Here is a 20,630-nt window from a genome sequence, read left to right on the forward strand (position 1 = left end):
CGCTATGATCTACCACCGTATTGCCGTAAACGTGCCGCTTTCAGACGGCCTTTTGACTTATTCCCATTCCGAGCCGCTGCCGCAGGGAATGCGGGTGCTTGTGCCTTTCCGCAACAAGACCGTGGTCGGGATAGTGTGGGAAACGGATATTGCGCCGGATATGGATACGGCGCGGATTTTGAGCGTTCAGACGGTCTTTGTGGAAGAAAAGCCGTTGCCTCAAAGCTGGCGTGATTTGTTGGCATTTACGTCGCGTTATTACCACTATCCGACCGGGCAGGCGGTGTTTGCCGCATTACCGCAAGGTTTGAAGGAAACGCGCGCGGTGGAAATGCCGCAGCCGCCGTTGTTTTATGCGTTGAACGAAGCGGGCATGGCGCAAACGCCGCCGCCGGAGCGGTTCAACAAAAAAGCGGCTTTGTGGAACGCGCTGCTTTCGGGCGGGATGACGATGGCGGGGTTAAAGCAGGTAAACGCGCAGGCGGCGAAATTGATTGAGGATTGGGCGGAGCAAGGTTGGATTGAAACGGCGGAAGCGGCAAAACCCGTTTTAAGGTCGTGCTACGGGCAGGCTTCGCACTCTGAATTTGTGTTGAACGCCGACCAGCAACAGGCTTCCGATGAGATTCAGACGGCATTGGGACGCTTTCAGCCGTTTCTGCTGTACGGCATCACCGGCAGCGGCAAGACCGAAGTGTATTTCGATGCGATGGCGAAAGTGTTGGCGCAGGGGCGGCAGGTGTTGTTTCTGTTGCCAGAAATCAACCTCACGCCGCAGCTTTTGAAGCGGGTGGAAAACCGGTTTGCCGACGTGCCGACTGCCGTGTTGCACAGCCAGATGGCGGCAGGCAGGCGCACGCAGGATTATCTGCGCGCGATGTTAGGGCAGGCGAAGTTGGTCATCGGCACGCGGCTGGCGGTGTTCACGCCGATGGATAATGTCGGGCTGATTGTGGTCGATGAGGAACACGACGGCTCGTTCAAACAAGACAACGAATTGCGCTACCACGCCCGCGATTTGGCGGTGTGGCGGGCGAAGCAGAGCGGCTGCCCCGTCGTGTTGGGCAGTGCCACGCCCAGCTTGGAGAGTTGGCACAAGGCGCAAAGCGGCGCGTACCGCCTGCTGCAACTGACCGAACGCGCCCATACCGCCGCGCAACTGCCGCAAGTGGAGATACTCAACGTAGGCCGTCTGAAACTCGACAACGGCTTCTCGCCGCAGGCTTTGCAGCTTTTGAAACAGAACTTCGAAGCAGGCGGCATGTCGCTGGTGTACCTCAACCGGCGCGGTTTTGCGCCCGCGCTGTTTTGCGGCGACTGCGGTCATACCTTCGGTTGCCCGAACTGCTCCGCCAAAATGGTGCTGCACCAACGCGCCCGCCAACTGCGCTGCCACCACTGCGACCACCGCGAACCCATCCCGTTCAAATGCCCCGACTGCGGCAACCAAGACCTGACCGCCGTCGGCCACGGCACACAGCGCGTCGAAGAAACCCTGCGCGCCTTCCTGCCAAAGGCCGCCGTCGTCCGTGTCGACAGGGACAGCACCGCGCACAAAAACGACTGGGCGGATTTGTACCGCCGCATCGCCGACAACGAAATCGACATTCTGGTCGGCACGCAGATGCTCGCCAAAGGCCATGATTTCGCGCGGCTCAACCTCGTTATCGTGTTGAACGCCGACGGCAGCCTGTACAGCGCGGACTTTCGCGCGCCGGAAAGGCTGTTCGCCGAGCTGATGCAGGTGTCCGGCAGGGCGGGGCGCGCCGACAAACCCGGCAAGGTGCTGATACAGACCCAGCTGCCCGAACATCCCGTTTTTGCCGCCGTCAAAGCGCAAAATTACGCCGTGTTTGCCGAAAACGAATTGAACGAGCGGCAAATGTTCGCGATGCCGCCCTTCGGTTTCCAGACCGCCGTCCGCGCCGACGCGCCGCGCGTTGCCGATGCGATGGAATTTCTCAACGCCGCCAAAGCAAGCCTCGCCCCGCTGTTGCCCGAAAGCGTTTCCCAGTTTGGCGCGGCCCCGATGCTGATGGTGCGCCTTGCCGAACGCGAACGCGCGCAAGTTTTCCTCGAATCAACATCCCGACAGGATTTGCACCGCGCCGTGAGTTTGTGGGTGCAGGTGTTGCAGCAAAACCGCGACGGAAAAATCCGATGGTCGGTGGATGTCGATCCGCAGGAGGCTTGATTATTGGCAATCCGATGCCGTCTGAAAACCGTTTCAGACGGCATTTTTATTCCGGGTCGCCTGTAAACGCGTTCTTCCGAAAAATCGGTACGAACGTCAGCAGGTAAAGCACGAACACGGCGGCGGTCAGAATCGCGGGGACGGTGATGAAGAATATCGGGTTCACGTTCATTAAAACAGCGCGCGAAACGGCGGCCATAAAGAGCAGGGGAACGGCAATGCGGCAGAGCTTGGGGTAGTCGAGTTTGGTAAAGCCGCTATGCCACAGTCCGGCAGTTAGCCACACCATCATCACGCCGCCCATCATGCCGCCAAGGGTAATCAGGTGTAATGGGGTGGAGGTGGGCAGATTTTGCAGTTTCGCCGCGCCTGTCCACAAATAGCCTGCGGCGGCAAAGAGTTGGAGCAGGTAATAAGTGCGGACGTAGTGTTTGCGCAGGAGTTCGTGATGGTGAAGCTCACGCAGCTTGGCAAGCAGGATGAAGCCGACGGCGAGCGCGGTAAAACCGGCGGTTTGCGCGGGCAGCCAAAGTTCGGCGGCGGCGTGCAGCAGCAGGAAGGTGATGGCGATGTTTTTATAAACGGCGTTGGGGATGAATACGGGGTCTTTCAGACGGCATTCTTTGAGGGCTTCCGCGCCTAAAAGAATGCTGACGCGCACGGATACAAACATCACCGCCGCCATGTTCAGATGTACTTGCGCACGCAACAGGTTCAAATCGCCGCTGACGGCATATGCCGTCTGAAAAATAGTGAACGCGGCGAGCAGCATTAAGAGGGCGAAGTTGTCGGTGTTGCGGTCGAGCCAAATCAGCCAAGTGCAGAACAGCAGCAACACCAGCCAATAGGCGGCAACGAAAAATGCGGCAAGTTGCGGTAAGAACGGCAATAAAACAGCCGCAACAAGCAACAACACCGCCATCAAAGTAGCGGCAGGTTTCAGGTTGCCCGAAAAACCCGTCCAATCCAACAAAGCGGCAGTCAAAAAACCGCCGTATGCCGCCGGCAGCATAAGTTCCAAGAAAATTTGGCGGTGCAGGACGACGGCAGACGGACTGATGAAAAACACCGACGCGCCGAGTATGGCAAGCACCGCCGCACCGACGAAAAACGGCCGCATAGGGTGGGTGAAAAATTTATTCATAATAATGAATCCCCTGAAACTCCCTAGCCACCACTGCTTCTTCAAAAGCCGAATCGCGTTCGGACAGTGGCGTGGGCAGGGTAATCACGTTTTGCACGTTCATGCCCTTAGTGGAAAGCAGCATGATTTCATGGCTCAGGCGCGCGGCTTCAAAGCGGTCGTGCGTGACCAGCATACACGCCATGCCCTGCCGCTCGATTTTTTCCACCAGCATGGCGGCTAAAATATCGCGCAAATCGCGGTCCAACCCGACAAACGGCTCGTCCAGCAAGGCAAGGTCGCAGCCGCACAGCAGCAGGCGCAGAAACGCCACCCGTTTCGCCATGCCGCCGGACAACTCGGTCGGATATTTGTTCAAATCGCCCGCAGTCAGCCCGACTTTCGCCGCCAGTGCGATGATTTCGCCTTCATCGGGTTTGTCCATAAAAATGGCGATATTCTGCATCGCGGTCAAGTTTTCCGGCAGGCGGTTTTCCTGAAACAGAAAACCCGTTTTGCGGAAAGTATTGCGTATCGTGCCCGATTTTGGCGTTTCCAAGCCCGCAATCAGCCGCAAAACCGTCGTCTTGCCGCAGCCGCTCGGCCCGAACAAGGCTTTCACTTCGCCATGTTGCAGGTTCAAACTGAAATCGCGCACGATGGGGTCGCGGAGAATTTCAAAACGCACGTTTTCAAGACAGAGCATCATCTTCTCCACGGCATAAACAAAATTTCCAAAGGCTTGGTAATCAGGTATTCAAACAGTGACACAAACACGATGACCAACACCACATAAGCCATCACCGTCGAAGTCTCCAGCATCGCCCTCGCGTCCGCAATCCGCGCGCCCACGCCTTCGCTCGCGCCCAAAAGTTCCGCCATAATCACCACCTTCACCCCCATCGCCACCGCCACGCCGATGCTGGAAATCACATAGCCCGTCAGATGCGGGATATACAGATAGCGGATTTTTTTCAGACGGCCTAATTTATAAGCATCAAACAATTCCTCATGCTGCTTGTTCACGCTCGCCATCCCGACTGCCGCACTCGCAAACGTCAGCGGTGCAACCAACACAATGATGGTAAACAACACGCTCGGATTGCCGAAACCGAACCAAAACAGAGCCATCACCACCCAAATAATCGGCGGCATCGCCAACAAAACCGTAATCACAGGCTTGAGCAACGCCATCGCCGTCTTAAAACTGCCCGCCACCAGCCCCGCCGCCAATCCCGCTATCAAAGCAACCGAAATGCCCACCACCGACCGCCACAGCGAAATCCCGATTTCGTTTTCCTGAAAATGTTTCAATAAATCAAACGACTTTTGAAACACCTCGACCGGCGCAGGCAGCATAAATCCGCCGAACACGGCACTGCCCCACTCCCACAACGCCACCACCACCATCGCCACGCCCAGACCGGCAAAGCCGCTCCAAAGGTAGTCGATGATGTAAAACAGCGCAGGCTGCGGTTTGCGGATTTTGTCGGTTTTAATCATGGTTTGAATATTGGTTTGTTGTTATGTTTTGGAAAGGGAAGGCCGTCTGAAAAAATAATTGATTGAGTTATAGTGAATATTGTAAATCAAAGAAACGGTTTGGGTTTCTCAAAATAGTGGTTTTCAGGCTACCTTGATTTGGTATTTCATAGTTTGATTGGATTACATCTATGGTCAGCCAATCTGGTTCATTTCTCTTGTCTAACCGCTTTCGCCATCTGCTCACGAAACCATTTGAATGCTGCGCTGTGGTGGGTGCGTTCGTGCCAAGCGAGCAGTTTGGTAAAAGTGGGGATTTCTAGCGGCGGTTGGCAAACGGATAATCCAGGCTGGTTTTGCAGCAGGCGTGCGGGCGCGGTGGCAATCAGGTTGCTGCTTGCTAATAATTTTGGCAGGGAGAGGAAGCTGCTGACGGACACGGCAACGTGGCGTTTTTTACCCAATTTGGCAAGTTCGTCGTCTACCAAGCCGTGAAACTGCCCGCCGTGGTAGGAAACCATTGCGTGTTCGGCTTGGCAAAATGCCTCCAAATCCACACCCCCACTTAATGGATGCCCTTGCCGCAAGGAGCACAGATAATGTTCTTCAAACAATGCCTTGGTATGAAAGTCGGGCAGGGTTTCACCTTGGGTAATCAGTGCGAAATCCAGCTCGCCCTTATTCAGCCGCTGCGAAACGTCGCCGGCATGTATCGGCAGGAAGGCAAGCTTGATGCGTGGTGCAAGCGGTCTGATTTGGCGCAAAAACGGCAAGCCCACAGCGTGCATGCCGTAATCCGTCAAGCCGATTCTTACCGTCAGTTCTGCATGCAAGGGGTCAAAATCCGGCGGTTGCCACAGCGCATTGATGTCGGCAAGTATTTGTTTTAACGGTTGGTGCAGCGATTTTGCCCTCTCCGTTGGCGACAGTCCGTATTGGGTGCGGACAAACAACGGGTCTGTAAAACTGTCGCGCAGCTTCGCCAAAATCGCGCTCATTGCTGACTGGCTTAATGCCATTTTTTCGGCAGCTCGGCTGACGTTCTGTTCGTCCAAAAGTACGGACAGGGCTTTCAACAAGTTCAAATCCAAACGGCGCAGTTCTTGCATCTTTATTCCTAAGATATTTGCATCAAGAATATCTTATATTCAAACTATCGATTAGACAAATAATACTCCTAATCCGATAATGCTGCCATCCGATATATTTCTTGTTGAGAAAGGACATAACTATGAGTCACACCCAATCTGCCATCATTTTTCCGCAAGGTTACATCCCCGGTGAAACCGACAATTTCTGTTCCAACGAAGTCATCGTAAAAGGCATTCTTTTGGCAGAAGCATGGGAACTGCTTGTTAATCCGCACAAATGGCCGACCTATTACGCCAATTCTGCCAATATCCGCTACGGTAAAACATATTTGGAACAAGGCGAACGGTTTTACTTTGAAACTTTCGGTTTCTCTGTCGATGCCGAAGTGGTGGAACTGGTGGAGCCGAAAAACGGACAGGCAGGCCGTATTGCCTGGCATGGTTGGGCGGGCGAAGGCGAAACACGTTTGGACGTGCACCACGCTTGGCTGCTGGAAGAATTGGACGGAGGCCGTGTGCGGATTTTGACGCAGGAAACGCAGAATGTCGAACCGGCAAAAGAGTTGGCCAAAGCCAAACCCAATCCGATGATTAACGGCCATCAGGAATGGCTGGACAGCATGGTTGCCGCCGCAAAATAAACGATTGTCTGCCTTCAATACAGTTTGAGAACTGCTGATAATGTCCTGATAGGCCGTCTGAAAAATAGAAGATTGAATATTTACAACTATTCTACACTTTCAGACGGCCTCTTTCCCTTTAAGCCAAGAAGAACCCGTTATCCGGCAGCTTGCCGCCCAAAATTTTCGGGTTGAACTGCATCAGGATTTCGTAAAACTTCAAAATCTCGTTCTTCACTTCGCTGCCTTTAGTTACCGTCAGTCGCGCGCCGTCCAAGCCCATGACTAGGGCGGGTTCGGGGGCGGGGAGGTAGTTTTTGCCGATTTTCGCCGCGCTTTGGCGGTTAGCCAGTATCCAGTTGAGTGCGTTTTTCAAATCCTGATGGAAGATGTCGAACTGCGCTTTGTGTGCGTGGAAATATTCTTCGTTGGCGATGATGCCTGCCATCGGAATCAGCGGTTTGGTATCAAATGCCTGCCCCCATGCTTTCACTAAATCAAAGCCGCGCACGACGTTTATGCCCATGGTTTTGCCTTTAAGCAGGCTGGCGGTTGCCATCGGTTCGGGCAGGATGGCGGCGTGGTAGTCCTTGCTTAAAAACAGTCCGACTGCTTCGGGCGGCGTGGCGGTGTAAGTGATGCCGACTTTGTGTGCGTCGATTTTTAGTTTTTTCAACAAAGCTTGAAGCACGATGTCGGGCATATCGTTTTTAAACGGCACAAGGATTTTCTTGCCGACCAAATCCTGCGGCGAGGTAATCGCGCTGCCTTTGCACATCAGCTGCGTGATGCCGTTGGTTAAAATATTCACCATGCCGACTTTCTGCCCTTGGTTGCGCAGGTTTACGCCGACATTGCTCGGACTCATCATGACTTTAAATTGTCCGCTCGCTACGCCTGCACGCAGCTGGTCGGGTGAACGCCAAATTTTTAGCGACACATCCGCCTGTTTCGCCAGCTTGCCTTGCAACGCCGCTACGGCAATGGTTACGCTGGGCATTGCCGGTGCGCCGTATACGGTAAATTGCTCTTTACCTGCTGCCAACAATGAAGGCGAAACGCCTGCGGCTGCCAGCGCGGCGGTCATTTTTAAGAAATCACGTCTTTTCATGTCCATTTTTTATCTCCTAATTCTTAATAAGCCAGTGTAGGCATTCTTTCAGACGGCCTGATTTTAAAAAGCCGCATGCAAACTCAACCAATATGTCCTGCCCGGTGCATACACGACACTGGGGGATAGAGCTAGGACGTGGTCGCCGCTGATGTGTTCGGCGTATTTTTTGTTGAACACGTTGTTCACGCCCAAGCGCAAGCCGTATTTGTCTTTGATGTTCATGCCGGCATACACGTCGGCAACGGTAAAGCCTTTGGCAGCTTCGCGTTTATCTATGCCCAGACCGCTTGCCATATCAAAATCGCCGCGCGTTTGTTTGGCGACAAAGCGTGTTGCCGCGCCGATATTGTAGCTGCCGTGGGCAAAGTAGTTTTTGTAGTCGGCTTGGACGGCGGCTTCAAACGGACGGATTTGATAGAGCGGCCTGCCGTCGGTTTCGTTGTACCCGTAGTTGTAGGTGGCTTTGATGCCTGCCGCCCAGTGCGGATTGAAGTTGTAACGCGCGTAGGCCTGTGCGGTAAACAATCGCGCGTCCACGTTGCGTGTGATGATACCGCCGCCTTTGGAAGCTGTGCCGCTTTGTCCGTGTGCTCGGTCAAAAATAATCAGGTCTTTGACTTTGTCCGCCACAAGCGTGCCGCCCACGTTCCAGCCCGCGCCTGCCAGAGAGTTCATGTAGCCGTTGTAGTAGTCGTTGCGGCTGTCGGCGGTGAGCTTGATGCGGTTGTGTTTTTCGGTTTTCAGCAGGGGATTGCCTGCGATGGCAGCGGTTGGGTTTGGGTTCATCAGCGCGCCGTTCATGCGGTTTTGCACGATGGCGGCAAGTGAGTTGAAGCGTTCGGTGTTGTCGCCGATTCGTTCTAAGTGAGCAAGGGAAACGCTGTATTTTTGCGTTTCAGACGGCGTGAAATCGTATTTGAGTTCGCCTGAGAAGGCATGACGGCGCACTTTGCCGTTGAAGTCGTAGCCGTAATGGGTTTTCCAGATTTGCTGCGCCGAGGCAAAGGCAAGGTTGCGGTTCATCGGATGGGCGGGTTGCGCCGTATTTTTGCGAACGTCCGCTTCGTTGATTTCGTAGCTTAAGCCCAAGCCCAGTTTGTGTCGGTCGTCAAACTTGTAAGACAGGGTATCGGCAATGCGCCAGCGGTCGATGTGTACATCGGCGAAACGGTAGCCGTTGAGGAAATCGCGCATGGCGGTGTGGGCATTGCGCTCGCCGTTTTGGCTGTCGTTGCGGTAGCTGACGGCGGCGTTGTTGTGGAACTTGCCGAAATCCGCATCGTGTTTGAGCGAGAAATCATACACTTTGCGGTCAAGCTCTACGAACACTTTCTGCTGCGTATTGTTTTGACGCAGGGAGTAATTGTCGGCATGGCGTTTGAGTTTGATGACACCAGCTTCTGCGTTGACCGTATTGCTCAAATCGGCATTGCCCCAACGCGCGTTGAGTTTGGCGATGTGGCGTTCGGTGTCCAATGCGTCGTTGACGAACTGCGGCTGGCGGTCGTTGTTGATGTCGTCGTGCAGGTAGGTGAGGCGGTATTCCTGATTTTCAGATGGCACGAAACCGAGTACCAAAGCCTGATTGAAGCGGCTGTATTTCCAATCGGTGTCGTGCCCACCGCCATCTTTGTAGCCGTTTGCCTTGGTGTGATTGAGGTTGGCTACGCCGTATACCTTCGCCCCACGTGCTTGTGCGGTAATGGAGTTGTAAAAGCTTTTGCCGTAAAAACCGCTGTTTGCCTTCAGCGGACGGAAGGCTTGGTCTATGTTTTCAGTAACAAAGTAATAATCGCTGCGGTCGGTGCGGTCGAATTGGTTTTCGGGGAAATAGCCTTGCGCTGCGGTCGGTGCAATCGGTTTGGGAGGGGAGAAGGTTTTGACGGATTGTATTTCTTCAGTATTTGCCAGTTGTTCTGCCCAAGATGGAGCAACGGAAAAAACGGTCATCAAAGCCCATGTGAGAGTATTTAGTTTCATTTTTTAGCTCATAATAATAATTATTATTTATTATCCTATTAAAAAAAATTTAAGTAAACAAGAAAATGATATGAAAACGCCTAGAGCGTGATACATCGGTCGAAACTTGATTTTTGGAGCGTTGCGGCAGATTGATTTGGAACTGTTGCCATACTGTCGTTTTTGCGGCGGCTGATAAAAAAAGGCTGTATTTTAATAATCCGTTGATTACAACTACTTGTCAGGGAAAAGAAAATTATTTTCCCGGTTGGGTAGAAACCTATCCTATTAAATACCTTGAAGCCGAGTATGCCTGTCGGCACTATATTAAAACACAGCCTAAAAAAGCGCGAACCAAACGGTTCGCGCTTTTTTCAGACGGCATCAATTATTTTTTGTCGTCTTTAACTTCTTCAAAGTCAGCATCTACGACATCATCGTCTTTCTTTGCAGAAGCATTGGCTTGTGCACTTTCACCTGCTTGGGCTTCAGCTTGCGCTTGAGCGTAAACCATTTCACCCAGTTTTTGGCTGGCTGCACCCAAAGCTTCAGCTTTGGCATCGATAGCTGCTTTGTCGTCGCCTTTCACGGCTTCTTCGGCTTCTTTCAGCGCGGCTTCGATTTTTTCTTTCTCGGCTGCGTCAAGTTTGTCGCCGTAGTCCGCCAAAGATTTTTTCACGGAGTGAATCAGGGCTTCGGCTTGGTTGCGGGAAGCGACCAATTCAGTCAGTTTTTTATCTTCCTCGGCATTGGCTTCGGCATCTTTCACCATGCGTTCGATTTCTTCTTCGCTCAAACCTGAAGAACCTTGGATGGTGATGTTGGCTGCTTTGCCAGTGCCTTTGTCTTTGGCGGAAACGTGCAGGATACCGTTGGCGTCGATGTCGAAGGTTACTTCGATTTGCGGCATACCGCGCGGTGCGGGTGCGATGTCGCCCAAGTTGAACTGACCCAAAGATTTGTTGGCAGAAGCGCGTTCGCGTTCGCCTTGCAGTACGTGGATGGTTACTGTGCTTTGGTTGTCTTCGGCGGTAGAGAACACTTGCGACGCTTTGGTCGGGATGGTGGTGTTCTTCTGAATCAGCTTGGTCATCACGCCGCCCATGGTTTCGATACCCAAAGACAGAGGGGTTACGTCCAGCAGCAATACGTCGCTGCGGCCGCCGCTCAATACTTCACCTTGGATCGCTGCGCCTACGGCAACGGCTTCGTCAGGGTTCACGTCTTTGCGCGGTTCTTTGCCGAAGAAGTCTTTAACAGCTTCTTGTACTTTCGGCATACGGGACTGACCGCCGACCAAAATCACGTCGTCGATGTCGCCGGTGCTCAAGCCGGCATCTTTCAATGCGGTGCGGCAAGGCTCGATAGAGCGGGCAATCAGGTCTTCAACCAGGCTCTCGAATTTGGCGCGGGTAATTTTCATCGCCAAGTGTTTCGGACCGGTTGCGTCCATGGTGATGTACGGCAGGTTGATTTCGGTTTGCTGGCCGCTGGACAATTCGATTTTGGCTTTTTCGGCAGCTTCTTTCAGGCGTTGCAATGCCATCACGTCTTGTTTCAAATCAATGCCTTGTTCTTTTTTGAACTCGGCGATGATGTGGTCGATCAAGCGTTGGTCGAAGTCTTCACCGCCTAAGAAGGTGTCGCCGTTGGTTGCCAAAACTTCAAATTGTTTGTCGCCGTCAAGGTTGGCGATTTCGATGATGGAGATATCGAAAGTACCGCCGCCCAAGTCATATACGGCTACTTTGCGGTCTTTGTTGTCGCCTTTGTCCATACCGAATGCCAAAGCTGCAGCGGTCGGCTCGTTGATGATGCGTTTTACGTCCAAACCGGCGATGCGGCCTGCGTCTTTGGTGGCTTGACGTTGGCTGTCGTTGAAGTAGGCAGGGACGGTAATCACGGCTTCGGTTACTTTTTCGCCCAAGTAAGCTTCGGCGGCTTCTTTCATTTTACGCAGGACTTCTGCGGAAATTTGAGGAGGAGACAGCTCTTTGCCTTGTGCTTTTACCCATGCGTCGCCGTTGTTGGCTTTGATGATTTCAAAAGGCATGGATTCGATGTCGCGTTGGACTTCTTTGTCTTCAAATTTGTGACCAATCAAACGTTTGGCGGCGTAAATAGTGTTTTTAGCGTTGGTTACGGCTTGGCGTTTGGCAGGCGCGCCAACGAGGATTTCGCCACCATCCAAATAAGCGATAACGGACGGCGTGGTGCGTGCGCCTTCTGCGTTTTCGATAACTTTGGTTTGACCGTTTTCGGAAATGGCCAAACAAGAGTTGGTTGTACCTAAGTCAATACCGATTACTTTTGCCATGTGGATACTCCTATTTGATTTTGCTTATTTTGAGAAATATGTTGGAACATTTTGTCCCGATGGGCTGTAAATAGGGCGGGCGGCGGGCTGTTTCAAGCTACAGCATGGTTATAATTATATAACTTTATGAATATATTGGTTTTATATTTGATTTAATACATTTGGCTCCAATGCATTCAAGCATAATATTTCAAATGGCAGGCAGGTTTATTCATAGACAATGCCGGCGAGCATTTCCTGTTCGTTCAAGTTGCCGTACTCTTTTTCCCAGTCGTGTGAAGACTCGATGATGTCGCATTCTTTGGAAAGGGAGACTTGTTCTGCATCCATATCTTTGGCGTTCAGTATGTTGAATTGTTCGCACAGGGATGCGGATAAAGTGATGTCGGGCTGTTTGGCTTCAGAACGGTTTTCTTGGAAGGCAAAGCAGAATGCGGTAAATGCCGCAGTATAGATAAGATATTTGCCGGTTTTCTTCATTTTTCTATCCTTTTTCTGTCAATTAAGGATTAAACCTATGGAAAATCTGAAAAATTATGTATTAAGTAAGAAAAATCATAATTTAAATTTAGTTTATCATAGTTGTTCCGTTTTTGGGATAGCTAAGGTAAAATATATTTCATGTTTACTTTAGATGATTGAATGAAGGGGAGCGGAAGGATATTTATGGAAACCTTTAAAGACAGACTGGTTTTTTTATGGAAAAGCGAAGCGAAGCAGGCAAAAATCGCATCCGATATTGAAATGACGATTGCGGGCTTCAGCAGGATATGGAATGAAGGCGGTTTGCCGAAGTCTGAAACATTAAAAAAAATCAAGCAGTTGAAGGGGTGTAGTATCGATTGGCTGTTGACCGGGGAGGGTAATCCGTTTCCGGATGAAGCCCCAAAAAAATCCCTTGCTTACGATACTTTGGGTAATGAAGTCGATACGGACGAGTTTGTTTTCGTGCCGAGATATGATATTCGGGCGGCTGCGGGATACGGGCAGTTTGTCGATCATGAGGAACCGGTATTTACAATGGCGTTCAGACGGCATTGGATTGAGAATTATGTTACCCGCGATACGAAAAACCTGTCTGTAATTTCCGTCAAGGGGGATTCTATGGAGGGGGTTTTGAATGACGGCGATTCGATTTTGGTCAACCATAGCGAGAATACGCCGAGGGACGGACTGTATGTGTTGCGGATTAATGAAAACCTGTTGGTCAAACGCCTGCAAATCGTCCCCGGCGGGATAATCAACGTTATTTCCGCCAACGAGGCTTACCCTGCTTTTGAAATTAATTTGAATCATCCTGCCGATGATGTGGAAATCATCGGGCGGGTCGAGTGGTTCGGCAGGGCGGTTTGAGTCCGGGGCTTGAAATCGGGAGCGGTCAAACTTATCTGTAAGGCAGTTTCTTTTCAGGGAACAAGCCCCCGCTTGCCTTTGCAAGGGGTTTGAGAGAGAATGCGTAAATATTATATTAAGGAATCACACCATGTCGGACGAAAGCCCTATTATCTTTACTGACAGCTGCTGTACGAAAGTTGCCGATTTGATTGCCGAAGAAAACAACCCCGATTTGAAATTGCGGGTTTTTGTCAACGGCGGCGGCTGCTCGGGTTTCCAGTATGGATTTACTTTTGATGAAATTAAGAACGACGACGATTTTGAAATCGAGAAAAACGGTTTGGTCTTTTTGGTCGATCCGATGAGCTATCAATATCTGGTCGGTGCGGAAATCGACTATACGGAAAGTTTGCAGGGTTCGCAATTCGTCATCCGCAATCCGAATGCGGAAACAACCTGCGGTTGCGGATCGTCGTTTTCCGTATGACCGCTTGGTTTGTGTGATGCCGTCTGAACGTTCAGACGGCATTTTTACTTTTGGAAAATATATTATCGGGATGAATTCACATATAATCCGATTGTTTGAAGATGAATCGGGTTTCCCGAAAGGAACGGGCGGAACGGTATCAGGCGTATTTGTTCCCTTATGATTGAGATGAGTAAAGATTACCGAAATGATTTGTACGATGTATATGTTTCCTACCCGCCCCAAGTGGATCGCGGGCTTATCCGGGAGTGCCTTAAGGAGAATCTCGGCGAAGAAAAGGCGGAAGGATTGATCGAATCGCTCGATTCCAAACCTCAAGTGCTGGTTGAGGAAAAATGCACTTGGGCGAAACGGGAAGAGTTGCATGATTATTTCAGCTATTTGGGTTTGGATATTATTACCCGGAGATATATGGAGTTGGAAACGGTCGTGCCACCGGAGGAAGGGGAGGGCGAAGGAGAAGGAGCGGATGGGGAAATGCCCGAATATCTTGAACTTCATGGCGGGCGGGAAGATGATATTTCCGCACCTTCGCAACCCGAACCGCCGCCCCGCAATATCAAACCGCTGGTTTTTGGGCTGCTGATTGCCTTTTTGAGCTATCTGCTCGGTAAGATTTTTTGATTGTCCGATAAATGCTGTATTCGGGATTTTATATATGAAATGGTTGAAACGCCTGACGGTCATTGTCGGGACTTTTTACCGCTATCGGCTGGCAGGTCTGTGCGCTTCACTGATGGGTAGCGGTTGGATATGCGCTCTGCTGAAAATGATGCCGCAGTCGTCCAAATTGAAAAACGAACCGCCTGCCGTCCGTCTGCGCCTTGCCTTGGAAAGCCTGGGGCCGATTTTCATCAAATTCGGACAGGTTTTGTCCACACGCCCCGATTTGATTCCGCACGATTACGCCGTCGAACTGGCAAAGTTGCAAGACAAAGTGCCGCCTTTTGACGCGCGGCTTTCGCGTGAACAAATCGAAAAATCGCTGGGCCAGCCCATCGAAAAGCTGTATGCGGAATTTGAAACCGAGCCCGTCGCCAGCGCATCCATCGCCCAAGTACACAAAGCCCGCCTGCATTCGGGCGAACGAGTGGCTGTCAAAGTTTTGCGCCCCAACCTTTTGCCCCTTATAGAACAGGATTTGTCGCTGATGCGTTTCGGTGCGGCTTGGGTCGAACGCTTGTTTTCAGACGGCAGGCGTCTGAAGCCGCGCGAAGTGGTGGCGGAGTTCGACAAATATCTGCACGACGAGTTGGATTTGATGCGCGAAGCCGCCAATGCAGGACAGCTCGGACGCAATTTCCAAAACAGCAATATGCTGATTGTGCCCAAGGTGTTTTACGACTACTGCACAAGCGACGTGCTGACAATCGAATGGATGGACGGCACGCCGGTTGCCGACATCGCCAAACTCAAAGCAGACGGCATCGATTTGCACAAACTCGCCGATTACGGCGTGGAAATCTTTTTCACGCAGGTCTTCCGCGACGGTTTTTTCCATGCGGATATGCACCCCGGCAATATTCTGGTTGCCGCCGACAACCGCTACATCGCCCTTGATTTCGGCATTGTCGGCACGCTGACCGATTACGACAAACGCTATCTCGCCATCAACTTCCTCGCCTTTTTCAACCGCGATTACCGGCGTGTCGCCACCGCCCACATCGAATCGGGCTGGGTGCCCGCCGACACGCGTGCGGAAGAGTTGGAAGCCGCCGTCCGCGCCGTGTGCGAACCGGTGTTCAACAAACCGATTTCGCAGATTTCCTTCGGCTTGGTGCTGATGCGCCTGTTTGAAGTCAGCCGCCGCTTCAATGTCGAAATCCAACCGCAGCTTGTGCTACTGCAAAAAACGCTGCTCAACATCGAAGGTCTGGGCCGACAACTCGATCCCGATTTGGACTTGTGGAAAACCGCCAAACCGTTTTTGGTGAAATGGATGAACGGGCAGGTCGGTCCCAAAGCCCTTTGGCGCAACCTCAAAAACGAAGCCCCCGACTGGGCGCAAATCATTCCTTCATTGCCACGCAAAATCAATGACTTGGTCGATGAGGCGCGCCGGCAGGAAATGCGTGATGCTTATATTCATTTGGTCAAAGTGCAGCAACGGCAAAGCCTGTGGCTGGCGGCAATCGCGTTTGTTTTGCTGCTGATTTTGATTTTGAAATAGGCTTTGTCCGAATCATCGCCCGACTCCGCCCGTTTATAAGGAAACCGGTTATTTCCGGTTGCGTGGGAATCGGGTGTATCGAATAAAAGGCATTTTGTCCGACTGGCAAGTGCCGGCATCGGCGGCATATCAAGGCGCAGGCTTGAAGCGGGCAATGCCGTCTGAAGCCCGTTTGGCGTTTCAGACGGCATTGGTGCGGATATTCAAATCATAAAGTCGATTTCGGCAAACTGGATATTTTGATCCATATCCGCCGACGGGGTTTTGAGCGATCGCGCCACGGGTTTTGCGGGTACGCCGACAACCGTGATGGACGGCGGCACGTCTGAAACCACGACGCTGCCCGCCCCGATTTTGGCATTGCTGCCGATGCGGATATTGCCCAATATCGAGGCGTTTGCGCCGATCATCACGCCGTCGCCGATTTTAGGGTGGCGGTCGCCGCCTTCTTTGCCCGAACCGCCGAGCGTTACGCCGTGCAAAATCGAAATATTGTTGCCCAACACGGCGGTTTCGCCGGCAACAAAGCCGGTGGCGTGGTCAAGCATCAGTCCGTGTCCGAAATGCGCGGCGGGATGGATGTCCACCCCAAATACTTCAGACATCCGGTTTTGCAGGAAATAGGCCAGCGTTTTACGTCCGTTTAAGTATAGCCAGTGGTTGATGCGGTGTGCCTGAATCGCGTGAAAACCTTTGAAATATAAAAGCGGCAGCGAATATTCGTCGCAGGCGGGATCGCGTTCGTAGATGGCTTTTAAGTCTGCCTCGACGCATTTGCTGATTTGCTCATCGCTGCCCAATGCCTGCTGGTAGATTTCAAACAGCGCGCGCACGTCCATAATCGGGCTGCCGAGTTTGCTGGAAAGGTGGTAGGCAAGGACGGAGCCGAGGGACTCGTGGCGCAACACGGTTTGGTGCAAAAAACTTGCCAGCATCGGTTCGGCGGCGGCAGCAGCAGCGGTTTCTTCGCGGATGGTGTGCCAAAGGTCGAAACCGTTTGTGTTCAAATGGTTTTTTTTCATAATGGATGCCGTCTGAAAAGCATAAGGTCGGCGGTATCTTACCGTTTATATGGTTTTTGCGGTAGGGTATTCGGCGGCGGATGTGAAATTTCCTGCCTTTGCTTGAAGTTTCTTGAAAATGTCCTTATCTTGCGCGGGTAATAACCGGATTTTGATTTCCAATTTGTTTTAAGGGATACGATATGAGCGAACAGACACAGCAGCAAAACAGTGAAGAAGCGGTTGAAAATGTGGAGGCGGTGGAAACCGTCGAGACAGTAGGAAATGCGGACGGTGTGCAGGAACAGGCTGCCGCCGAGCCGGCTTATGAGGATTTGCAGGCGCGGATTGCCGAGCTGGAAGCGCAGTTGAAAGACGAGCAGCTGCGTGCTTTGGCAAACGAGCAAAACCTGCGCCGCCGCCATCAGCAGGAAATTGCCGATACGCACAAGTTCGCCGGACAGAAGTTTGCCGTGGAAATGCTGCCGGTCAAGGATTATCTGGAAATGGCGCTTTTGGATCAGAGCGGCAATTTCGATGCGCTGAAAATGGGCGTGCAGATGACTTTGAACGAGTTGCAGAAAGCATTTGATGCCACGCAAATCAAGGAAATCAACCCTAAAGCGGGCGACAAGCTCAATCCGAATATCCATCAGGCGATGCAGGCGGTGGCCAGTGAGCAGGAACCCAATACCGTGGTCGGCGTGATGAAGAAGGGTTATACGCTGTCCGACCGCGTGCTGCGCCCGGCTATGGTTACGGTGGCACAGAAGGAAGCCTGAAGGCGTCTGGGGAATAATCTGATTTATTTCCTGAAGCGCGTTTTGCGTATAAACCGATCGAAGTAAAGCGGCAATGCCGTCTGAACCCGCCTGTCGGGCTTCAGACGGCATTTTATAGTGGATTAACAAAAATCAGGACAAGGCGACGAAGCCGCAGACAGTACAAATAGTACGGAACCGATTCACTTGGTGCTTCAGCACCTTAGAGAATCGTTCTCTTTGAGCTAAGGCGAGGCAACGCTGTACTGGTTTAAATTTAATCCACTATATTTCGGCGTTAACGGTCAACCCGTATGCCGCCTGCCTGTTTTTCTTTATCCAGTTTCTTTTGCAGGGTGTCGCAAGGCGTGTCGCAGTCGCACATTTTTTTCATACCCAAGGCGGTAATGCCGCCGCAACTGCCTTTGATGGTGCGTTTGGAGAAAATATAGCCGACCGCCATACCGATGATGACGGTCAGGAAGATGCCGAAGGTGAGGAGCAGGGTTTTCATAGTGTTTCCCAATCGGTGTGTGTTTAACGGAGCAGTTTTTCAAATTCGGAAGACATGGCGGTGCGGTAGCCGCCTTTATCCCTGACAATCAGGAAAATGGCGAGTTTTTCGCGCTCTGCCAGCTTCAGGGCTTCGGTTTCTCCTAAAACAAATAATCCTGTGGACAAGCCGTCCGCCGTCATTGCACTGTCTGCGACCACGCTGATGGAGGCGAGGTTGTGGCTGATGGGGCGTTTGTTGTTCGGGTTGATGATGTGGGAGAGGCGTTTGCCGCTTTTATCGACGTGGAAAATACGGTAATCGCCGGAAGTGGCAAGCGAACGGTTGTTCAGCGGGACGATAATCTGCGTATTGCCGCCTTGGACGATATTGGGCTGTTCGATGCCGATGCGCCACGGTTCGCCGCGCGCGTTTTTGCCTTTGCCGTGCAACTCGCCGCCGATTTCGACCAGATAATTTTGAATGCCGTATTTTTCCAGTTCGCCCGCAACTTTATCAACGCCGAAGCCTTTGGCAATCGAAGATAAATCCAAATAGGCCTTGGGGTGGGTTTTGCTCAAGGAGGCGTAATCTTTGCCTTGTTTCAAAATGATTTTGTCTATGCCCGTATAAGATGCCGCCTGTTTGATTTGTTCCGGCGACGGTTCACGGGTAACGGATTTGTCGGGGCCGAATCCCCAAAGGTTGACCAAGGGGCCGACAGTTACGTCCAGCGCGCCGTGTGTCAGGCGGTTCAGGCGGACGGCCTCGGCGGTAACGTGTGCGAAGTCGCTTGAAATGCGGAGGGGCTTGCCGGCTGTGTGTTGGTTGAACCGGCTGATTTCGGAGTCGGGCTGATAGGTGGACATCTGCCGGTTGACTTCTTTAAGCGCGTCATCGATGCGCTTTTGTATTTCGGCAGGTGAGGGGAGTTTGTCCCGATTATTTGAAAGGTATTTGATGGTATAGGTCGTGCCCATCGTTTCGCCTTGCAGGGTAACGGTTTGCGCGGTTTGTTTCGAACAGGCGTTCAGGAAGATAAAACTCAGGGCAAATATCAAGGCGCGGATAAAGTTCGGCAGGCGTGTTTCAGACGGCATAGTGTTTGATAGTCTTGGCAAATGGCTTGAATTATATCGCAAAACGGCCGATATGTTTTTATGCTAATGCCGTCTGAAGGGTGTTCGGGCGGCATTAGCATAGAAAAAGGAAGAAACCGAGGTTTCTTCCTTTTGTATTTGAAGCCGAATATTTAACCGCCGAAATCGTCCAAGAGGATGTTTTCGTCTTCCACGCCTAAGTCTTTAAGCATTTTGATGACGGACTGGTTCATAATCGGCGGGCCGCACATATAAAATTCGCAGTCTTCCGGTGCTTCGTGATTTTTCAGGTGGTTTTCGTAAACCACGTTGTGGATGAAGCCTGTGTAGCCGTCCCAGTTGTCTTCCGGCAGCGGGTCGGACAAGGCGACGTGCCATGTGAAGTTCGGGAATTCTGCTGCGAGTTGGTCGAAGTCTTCGACATAGAACATCTCGCGTTTAGAACGTGCACCATACCAGAAGGTAATTTTACGTTTGGAGTTCAAACGTTTCAGCTGGTCGAAAATGTGGGAACGCATCGGAGCCATGCCCGCACCACCGCCGATGAATACCATTTCGGCATCGGTGTCTTTGGCGAAAAATTCGCCGAACGGACCGGAAATCGTAACTTTGTCGCCGGGTTTGAGCGACCAGATGTAGGAAGACATTTGTCCCGGAGGCGCATCGGGTACGCGCGGGGGCGGCGTGGCGATACGCACGTTCAGCATAATGATGCCTTTTTCTTCAGGATACGAAGCCATGGAGTAAGCGCGCAAAATCGGTTCGTCCACTTTGGAAACGTATTGCCACAGATTGTATTTGTCCCAGTCTTCGTGATATTTCTTGGGAATGTCAAAGTCTTTGTAGGCAACGGTGTGCGGCGGGGCTTCGATTTGGATGTAGCCGCCGGCACGGAAGGGGACTTCTTCGCCTTCGGGAATGGCAAGCTTGAGTTCTTTAATGAACGTTGCTTTGTTGTCGTTGGAAATGACGGTGCATTCCCATTTTTTCACGCCGAACACTTCTTCGGGTACTTCAATCTCCATATCGGTTTTGACGTTGACTTGGCACGACAGCCGGCAGCCTTCGCGCGCTTCGCGTTTGCTGATGTGGGACAACTCGGTCGGCAGAATGTCGCCGCCGCCGCTTTTCACGACAACGCGGCATTGTCCGCACGAGCCGCCGCCACCACAGGCGGAAGGAACGAAAATACCTTGGCTGGCAAGCGCGCCCAACAGTTTGCCGCCGGCGGGCATCGTCAGTTCTTTTTCATCATTGACTTTGATGGTGATGTCGCCTTCGCTCACCAACTTGGATTTGGCAAACAGAATCATCAGTGCCAAAGCTAAGACGATGACGGTAAACATCACAATACCTAAAATAATCTCCATACCGGTCCCTTTC

General features: G+C 51.9%; 20 protein-coding genes. 8 read left to right on the forward strand and 12 right to left on the reverse strand.

What is annotated here, in order from left to right; genetic code table 11:
* Positions 1-4: 4 nt before the first annotated feature.
* Complete coding sequence (locus Q9J79_RS02165; RefSeq protein ID WP_301912419.1) at positions 5-2,194, forward strand: primosomal protein N'; 2,190 nt, start codon at positions 5-7, stop codon at positions 2,192-2,194.
* A gap of 46 nt (positions 2,195-2,240) precedes the next feature.
* Here Q9J79_RS02165 and Q9J79_RS02170 read toward each other — a convergent pair whose 3' ends face one another.
* From Q9J79_RS02170 to Q9J79_RS02185, 4 genes are all read right to left on the reverse strand, one after another.
* On the reverse strand, positions 2,241-3,338 hold the full coding sequence (locus Q9J79_RS02170; RefSeq protein WP_301912420.1) for an NnrS family protein: 1,098 nt from the start codon (positions 3,336-3,338) through the stop codon (positions 2,241-2,243).
* The gene (locus tag Q9J79_RS02175) at positions 3,331-4,023 is read right to left on the reverse strand and encodes an ATP-binding cassette domain-containing protein (RefSeq protein WP_301912511.1); all 693 of its coding nucleotides are present in this window, start codon (positions 4,021-4,023) and stop codon (positions 3,331-3,333) included. Before Q9J79_RS02175 ends, Q9J79_RS02170 begins: the two co-directional genes overlap by 8 nt.
* On the reverse strand, positions 4,023-4,820 hold the full coding sequence (locus Q9J79_RS02180) for an ABC transporter permease (protein ID WP_301912421.1): 798 nt from the start codon (positions 4,818-4,820) through the stop codon (positions 4,023-4,025). The genes Q9J79_RS02175 and Q9J79_RS02180 overlap by 1 nt, the downstream gene beginning before the upstream one ends.
* 188 nt (positions 4,821-5,008) lie before the next feature.
* A complete protein-coding gene (locus Q9J79_RS02185; RefSeq protein ID WP_301912422.1) occupies positions 5,009-5,908 on the reverse strand; it encodes a LysR family transcriptional regulator in 900 nt (299 codons plus the stop codon).
* Positions 5,909-6,030: 122 nt separating this feature from the next.
* On the opposite strand from Q9J79_RS02185, the gene Q9J79_RS02190 reads away from it, so the two are divergent.
* Positions 6,031-6,531, forward strand: coding sequence for an SRPBCC family protein (locus Q9J79_RS02190; RefSeq protein WP_301912423.1), 501 nt, complete (start codon positions 6,031-6,033; stop codon positions 6,529-6,531).
* A 118-nt stretch (positions 6,532-6,649) separates the two neighbouring features.
* Here Q9J79_RS02190 and Q9J79_RS02195 read toward each other — a convergent pair whose 3' ends face one another.
* The 4 genes from Q9J79_RS02195 to Q9J79_RS02210 form a co-directional block, all read right to left on the reverse strand.
* Complete coding sequence (locus Q9J79_RS02195; protein ID WP_301912424.1) at positions 6,650-7,627, reverse strand: ABC transporter substrate-binding protein; 978 nt, start codon at positions 7,625-7,627, stop codon at positions 6,650-6,652.
* Positions 7,628-7,684: 57 nt separating this feature from the next.
* Positions 7,685-9,604, reverse strand: a complete 1,920-nt coding sequence (locus Q9J79_RS02200) for a TonB-dependent receptor (RefSeq protein ID WP_301912425.1) — start codon at positions 9,602-9,604, stop codon at positions 7,685-7,687.
* A gap of 367 nt (positions 9,605-9,971) precedes the next feature.
* Positions 9,972-11,900, reverse strand: a complete 1,929-nt coding sequence (gene dnaK / locus Q9J79_RS02205) for a molecular chaperone DnaK (protein ID WP_301912426.1) — start codon at positions 11,898-11,900, stop codon at positions 9,972-9,974.
* Between the two features lie 207 nt (positions 11,901-12,107).
* Complete coding sequence (locus Q9J79_RS02210; protein ID WP_002225570.1) at positions 12,108-12,380, reverse strand: hypothetical protein; 273 nt, start codon at positions 12,378-12,380, stop codon at positions 12,108-12,110.
* Positions 12,381-12,566: 186 nt separating this feature from the next.
* Here Q9J79_RS02210 and Q9J79_RS02215 point away from each other — a divergent pair, with 186 nt between their 5' ends.
* The 5 genes from Q9J79_RS02215 (at position 12,567) to ubiB (ending at position 15,892) form a co-directional block, all read left to right on the forward strand.
* Positions 12,567-13,253 (forward strand): S24 family peptidase, encoded by a 687-nt coding sequence (locus tag Q9J79_RS02215; RefSeq protein ID WP_196428741.1) that lies wholly within the window; start codon positions 12,567-12,569, stop codon positions 13,251-13,253.
* Positions 13,254-13,383: 130 nt separating this feature from the next.
* Complete coding sequence (gene erpA / locus Q9J79_RS02220) at positions 13,384-13,722, forward strand: iron-sulfur cluster insertion protein ErpA (RefSeq protein ID WP_002233615.1); 339 nt, start codon at positions 13,384-13,386, stop codon at positions 13,720-13,722.
* 16 nt (positions 13,723-13,738) lie between these two features.
* Entirely contained in the window at positions 13,739-13,885 is a 147-nt protein-coding gene (locus tag Q9J79_RS02225; RefSeq protein WP_003709540.1) for a hypothetical protein, read from the forward strand.
* The gene (locus Q9J79_RS02230; protein ID WP_002231924.1) at positions 13,882-14,346 is read left to right on the forward strand and encodes a hypothetical protein; all 465 of its coding nucleotides are present in this window, start codon (positions 13,882-13,884) and stop codon (positions 14,344-14,346) included. The genes Q9J79_RS02225 and Q9J79_RS02230 overlap by 4 nt, the downstream gene beginning before the upstream one ends.
* Before the next feature lie 34 nt (positions 14,347-14,380).
* Entirely contained in the window at positions 14,381-15,892 is a 1,512-nt protein-coding gene (gene ubiB / locus Q9J79_RS02235; protein ID WP_301912427.1) for a ubiquinone biosynthesis regulatory protein kinase UbiB, read from the forward strand.
* 203 nt (positions 15,893-16,095) lie between these two features.
* On the opposite strand, the gene cysE is transcribed toward ubiB, so the two are convergent.
* A complete protein-coding gene (gene cysE, locus Q9J79_RS02240; protein WP_002231927.1) occupies positions 16,096-16,914 on the reverse strand; it encodes a serine O-acetyltransferase in 819 nt (272 codons plus the stop codon).
* A 182-nt stretch (positions 16,915-17,096) separates the two neighbouring features.
* On the opposite strand from cysE, the gene grpE reads away from it, so the two are divergent.
* A complete protein-coding gene (gene grpE, locus Q9J79_RS02245) occupies positions 17,097-17,675 on the forward strand; it encodes a nucleotide exchange factor GrpE (protein ID WP_025457875.1) in 579 nt (192 codons plus the stop codon).
* Positions 17,676-17,952: 277 nt separating this feature from the next.
* On the opposite strand, the gene nqrM is transcribed toward grpE, so the two are convergent.
* The 3 genes from nqrM to nqrF form a co-directional block, all read right to left on the reverse strand.
* Complete coding sequence (gene nqrM, locus Q9J79_RS02250; protein ID WP_025457876.1) at positions 17,953-18,168, reverse strand: (Na+)-NQR maturation NqrM; 216 nt, start codon at positions 18,166-18,168, stop codon at positions 17,953-17,955.
* Positions 18,169-18,191: 23 nt separating this feature from the next.
* Positions 18,192-19,247, reverse strand: a complete 1,056-nt coding sequence (locus Q9J79_RS02255; RefSeq protein WP_301912429.1) for an FAD:protein FMN transferase — start codon at positions 19,245-19,247, stop codon at positions 18,192-18,194.
* A 152-nt stretch (positions 19,248-19,399) separates the two neighbouring features.
* Positions 19,400-20,617: an NADH:ubiquinone reductase (Na(+)-transporting) subunit F gene (gene nqrF, locus Q9J79_RS02260; RefSeq protein ID WP_301912430.1), complete on the reverse strand. Its 1,218-nt coding sequence runs from the start codon at positions 20,615-20,617 to the stop codon at positions 19,400-19,402.
* Positions 20,618-20,630 lie beyond the last annotated feature (13 nt).

Source organism: Neisseria viridiae, assembly GCF_962747995.1.
Classification (GTDB): domain Bacteria; phylum Pseudomonadota; class Gammaproteobacteria; order Burkholderiales; family Neisseriaceae; genus Neisseria; species Neisseria viridiae.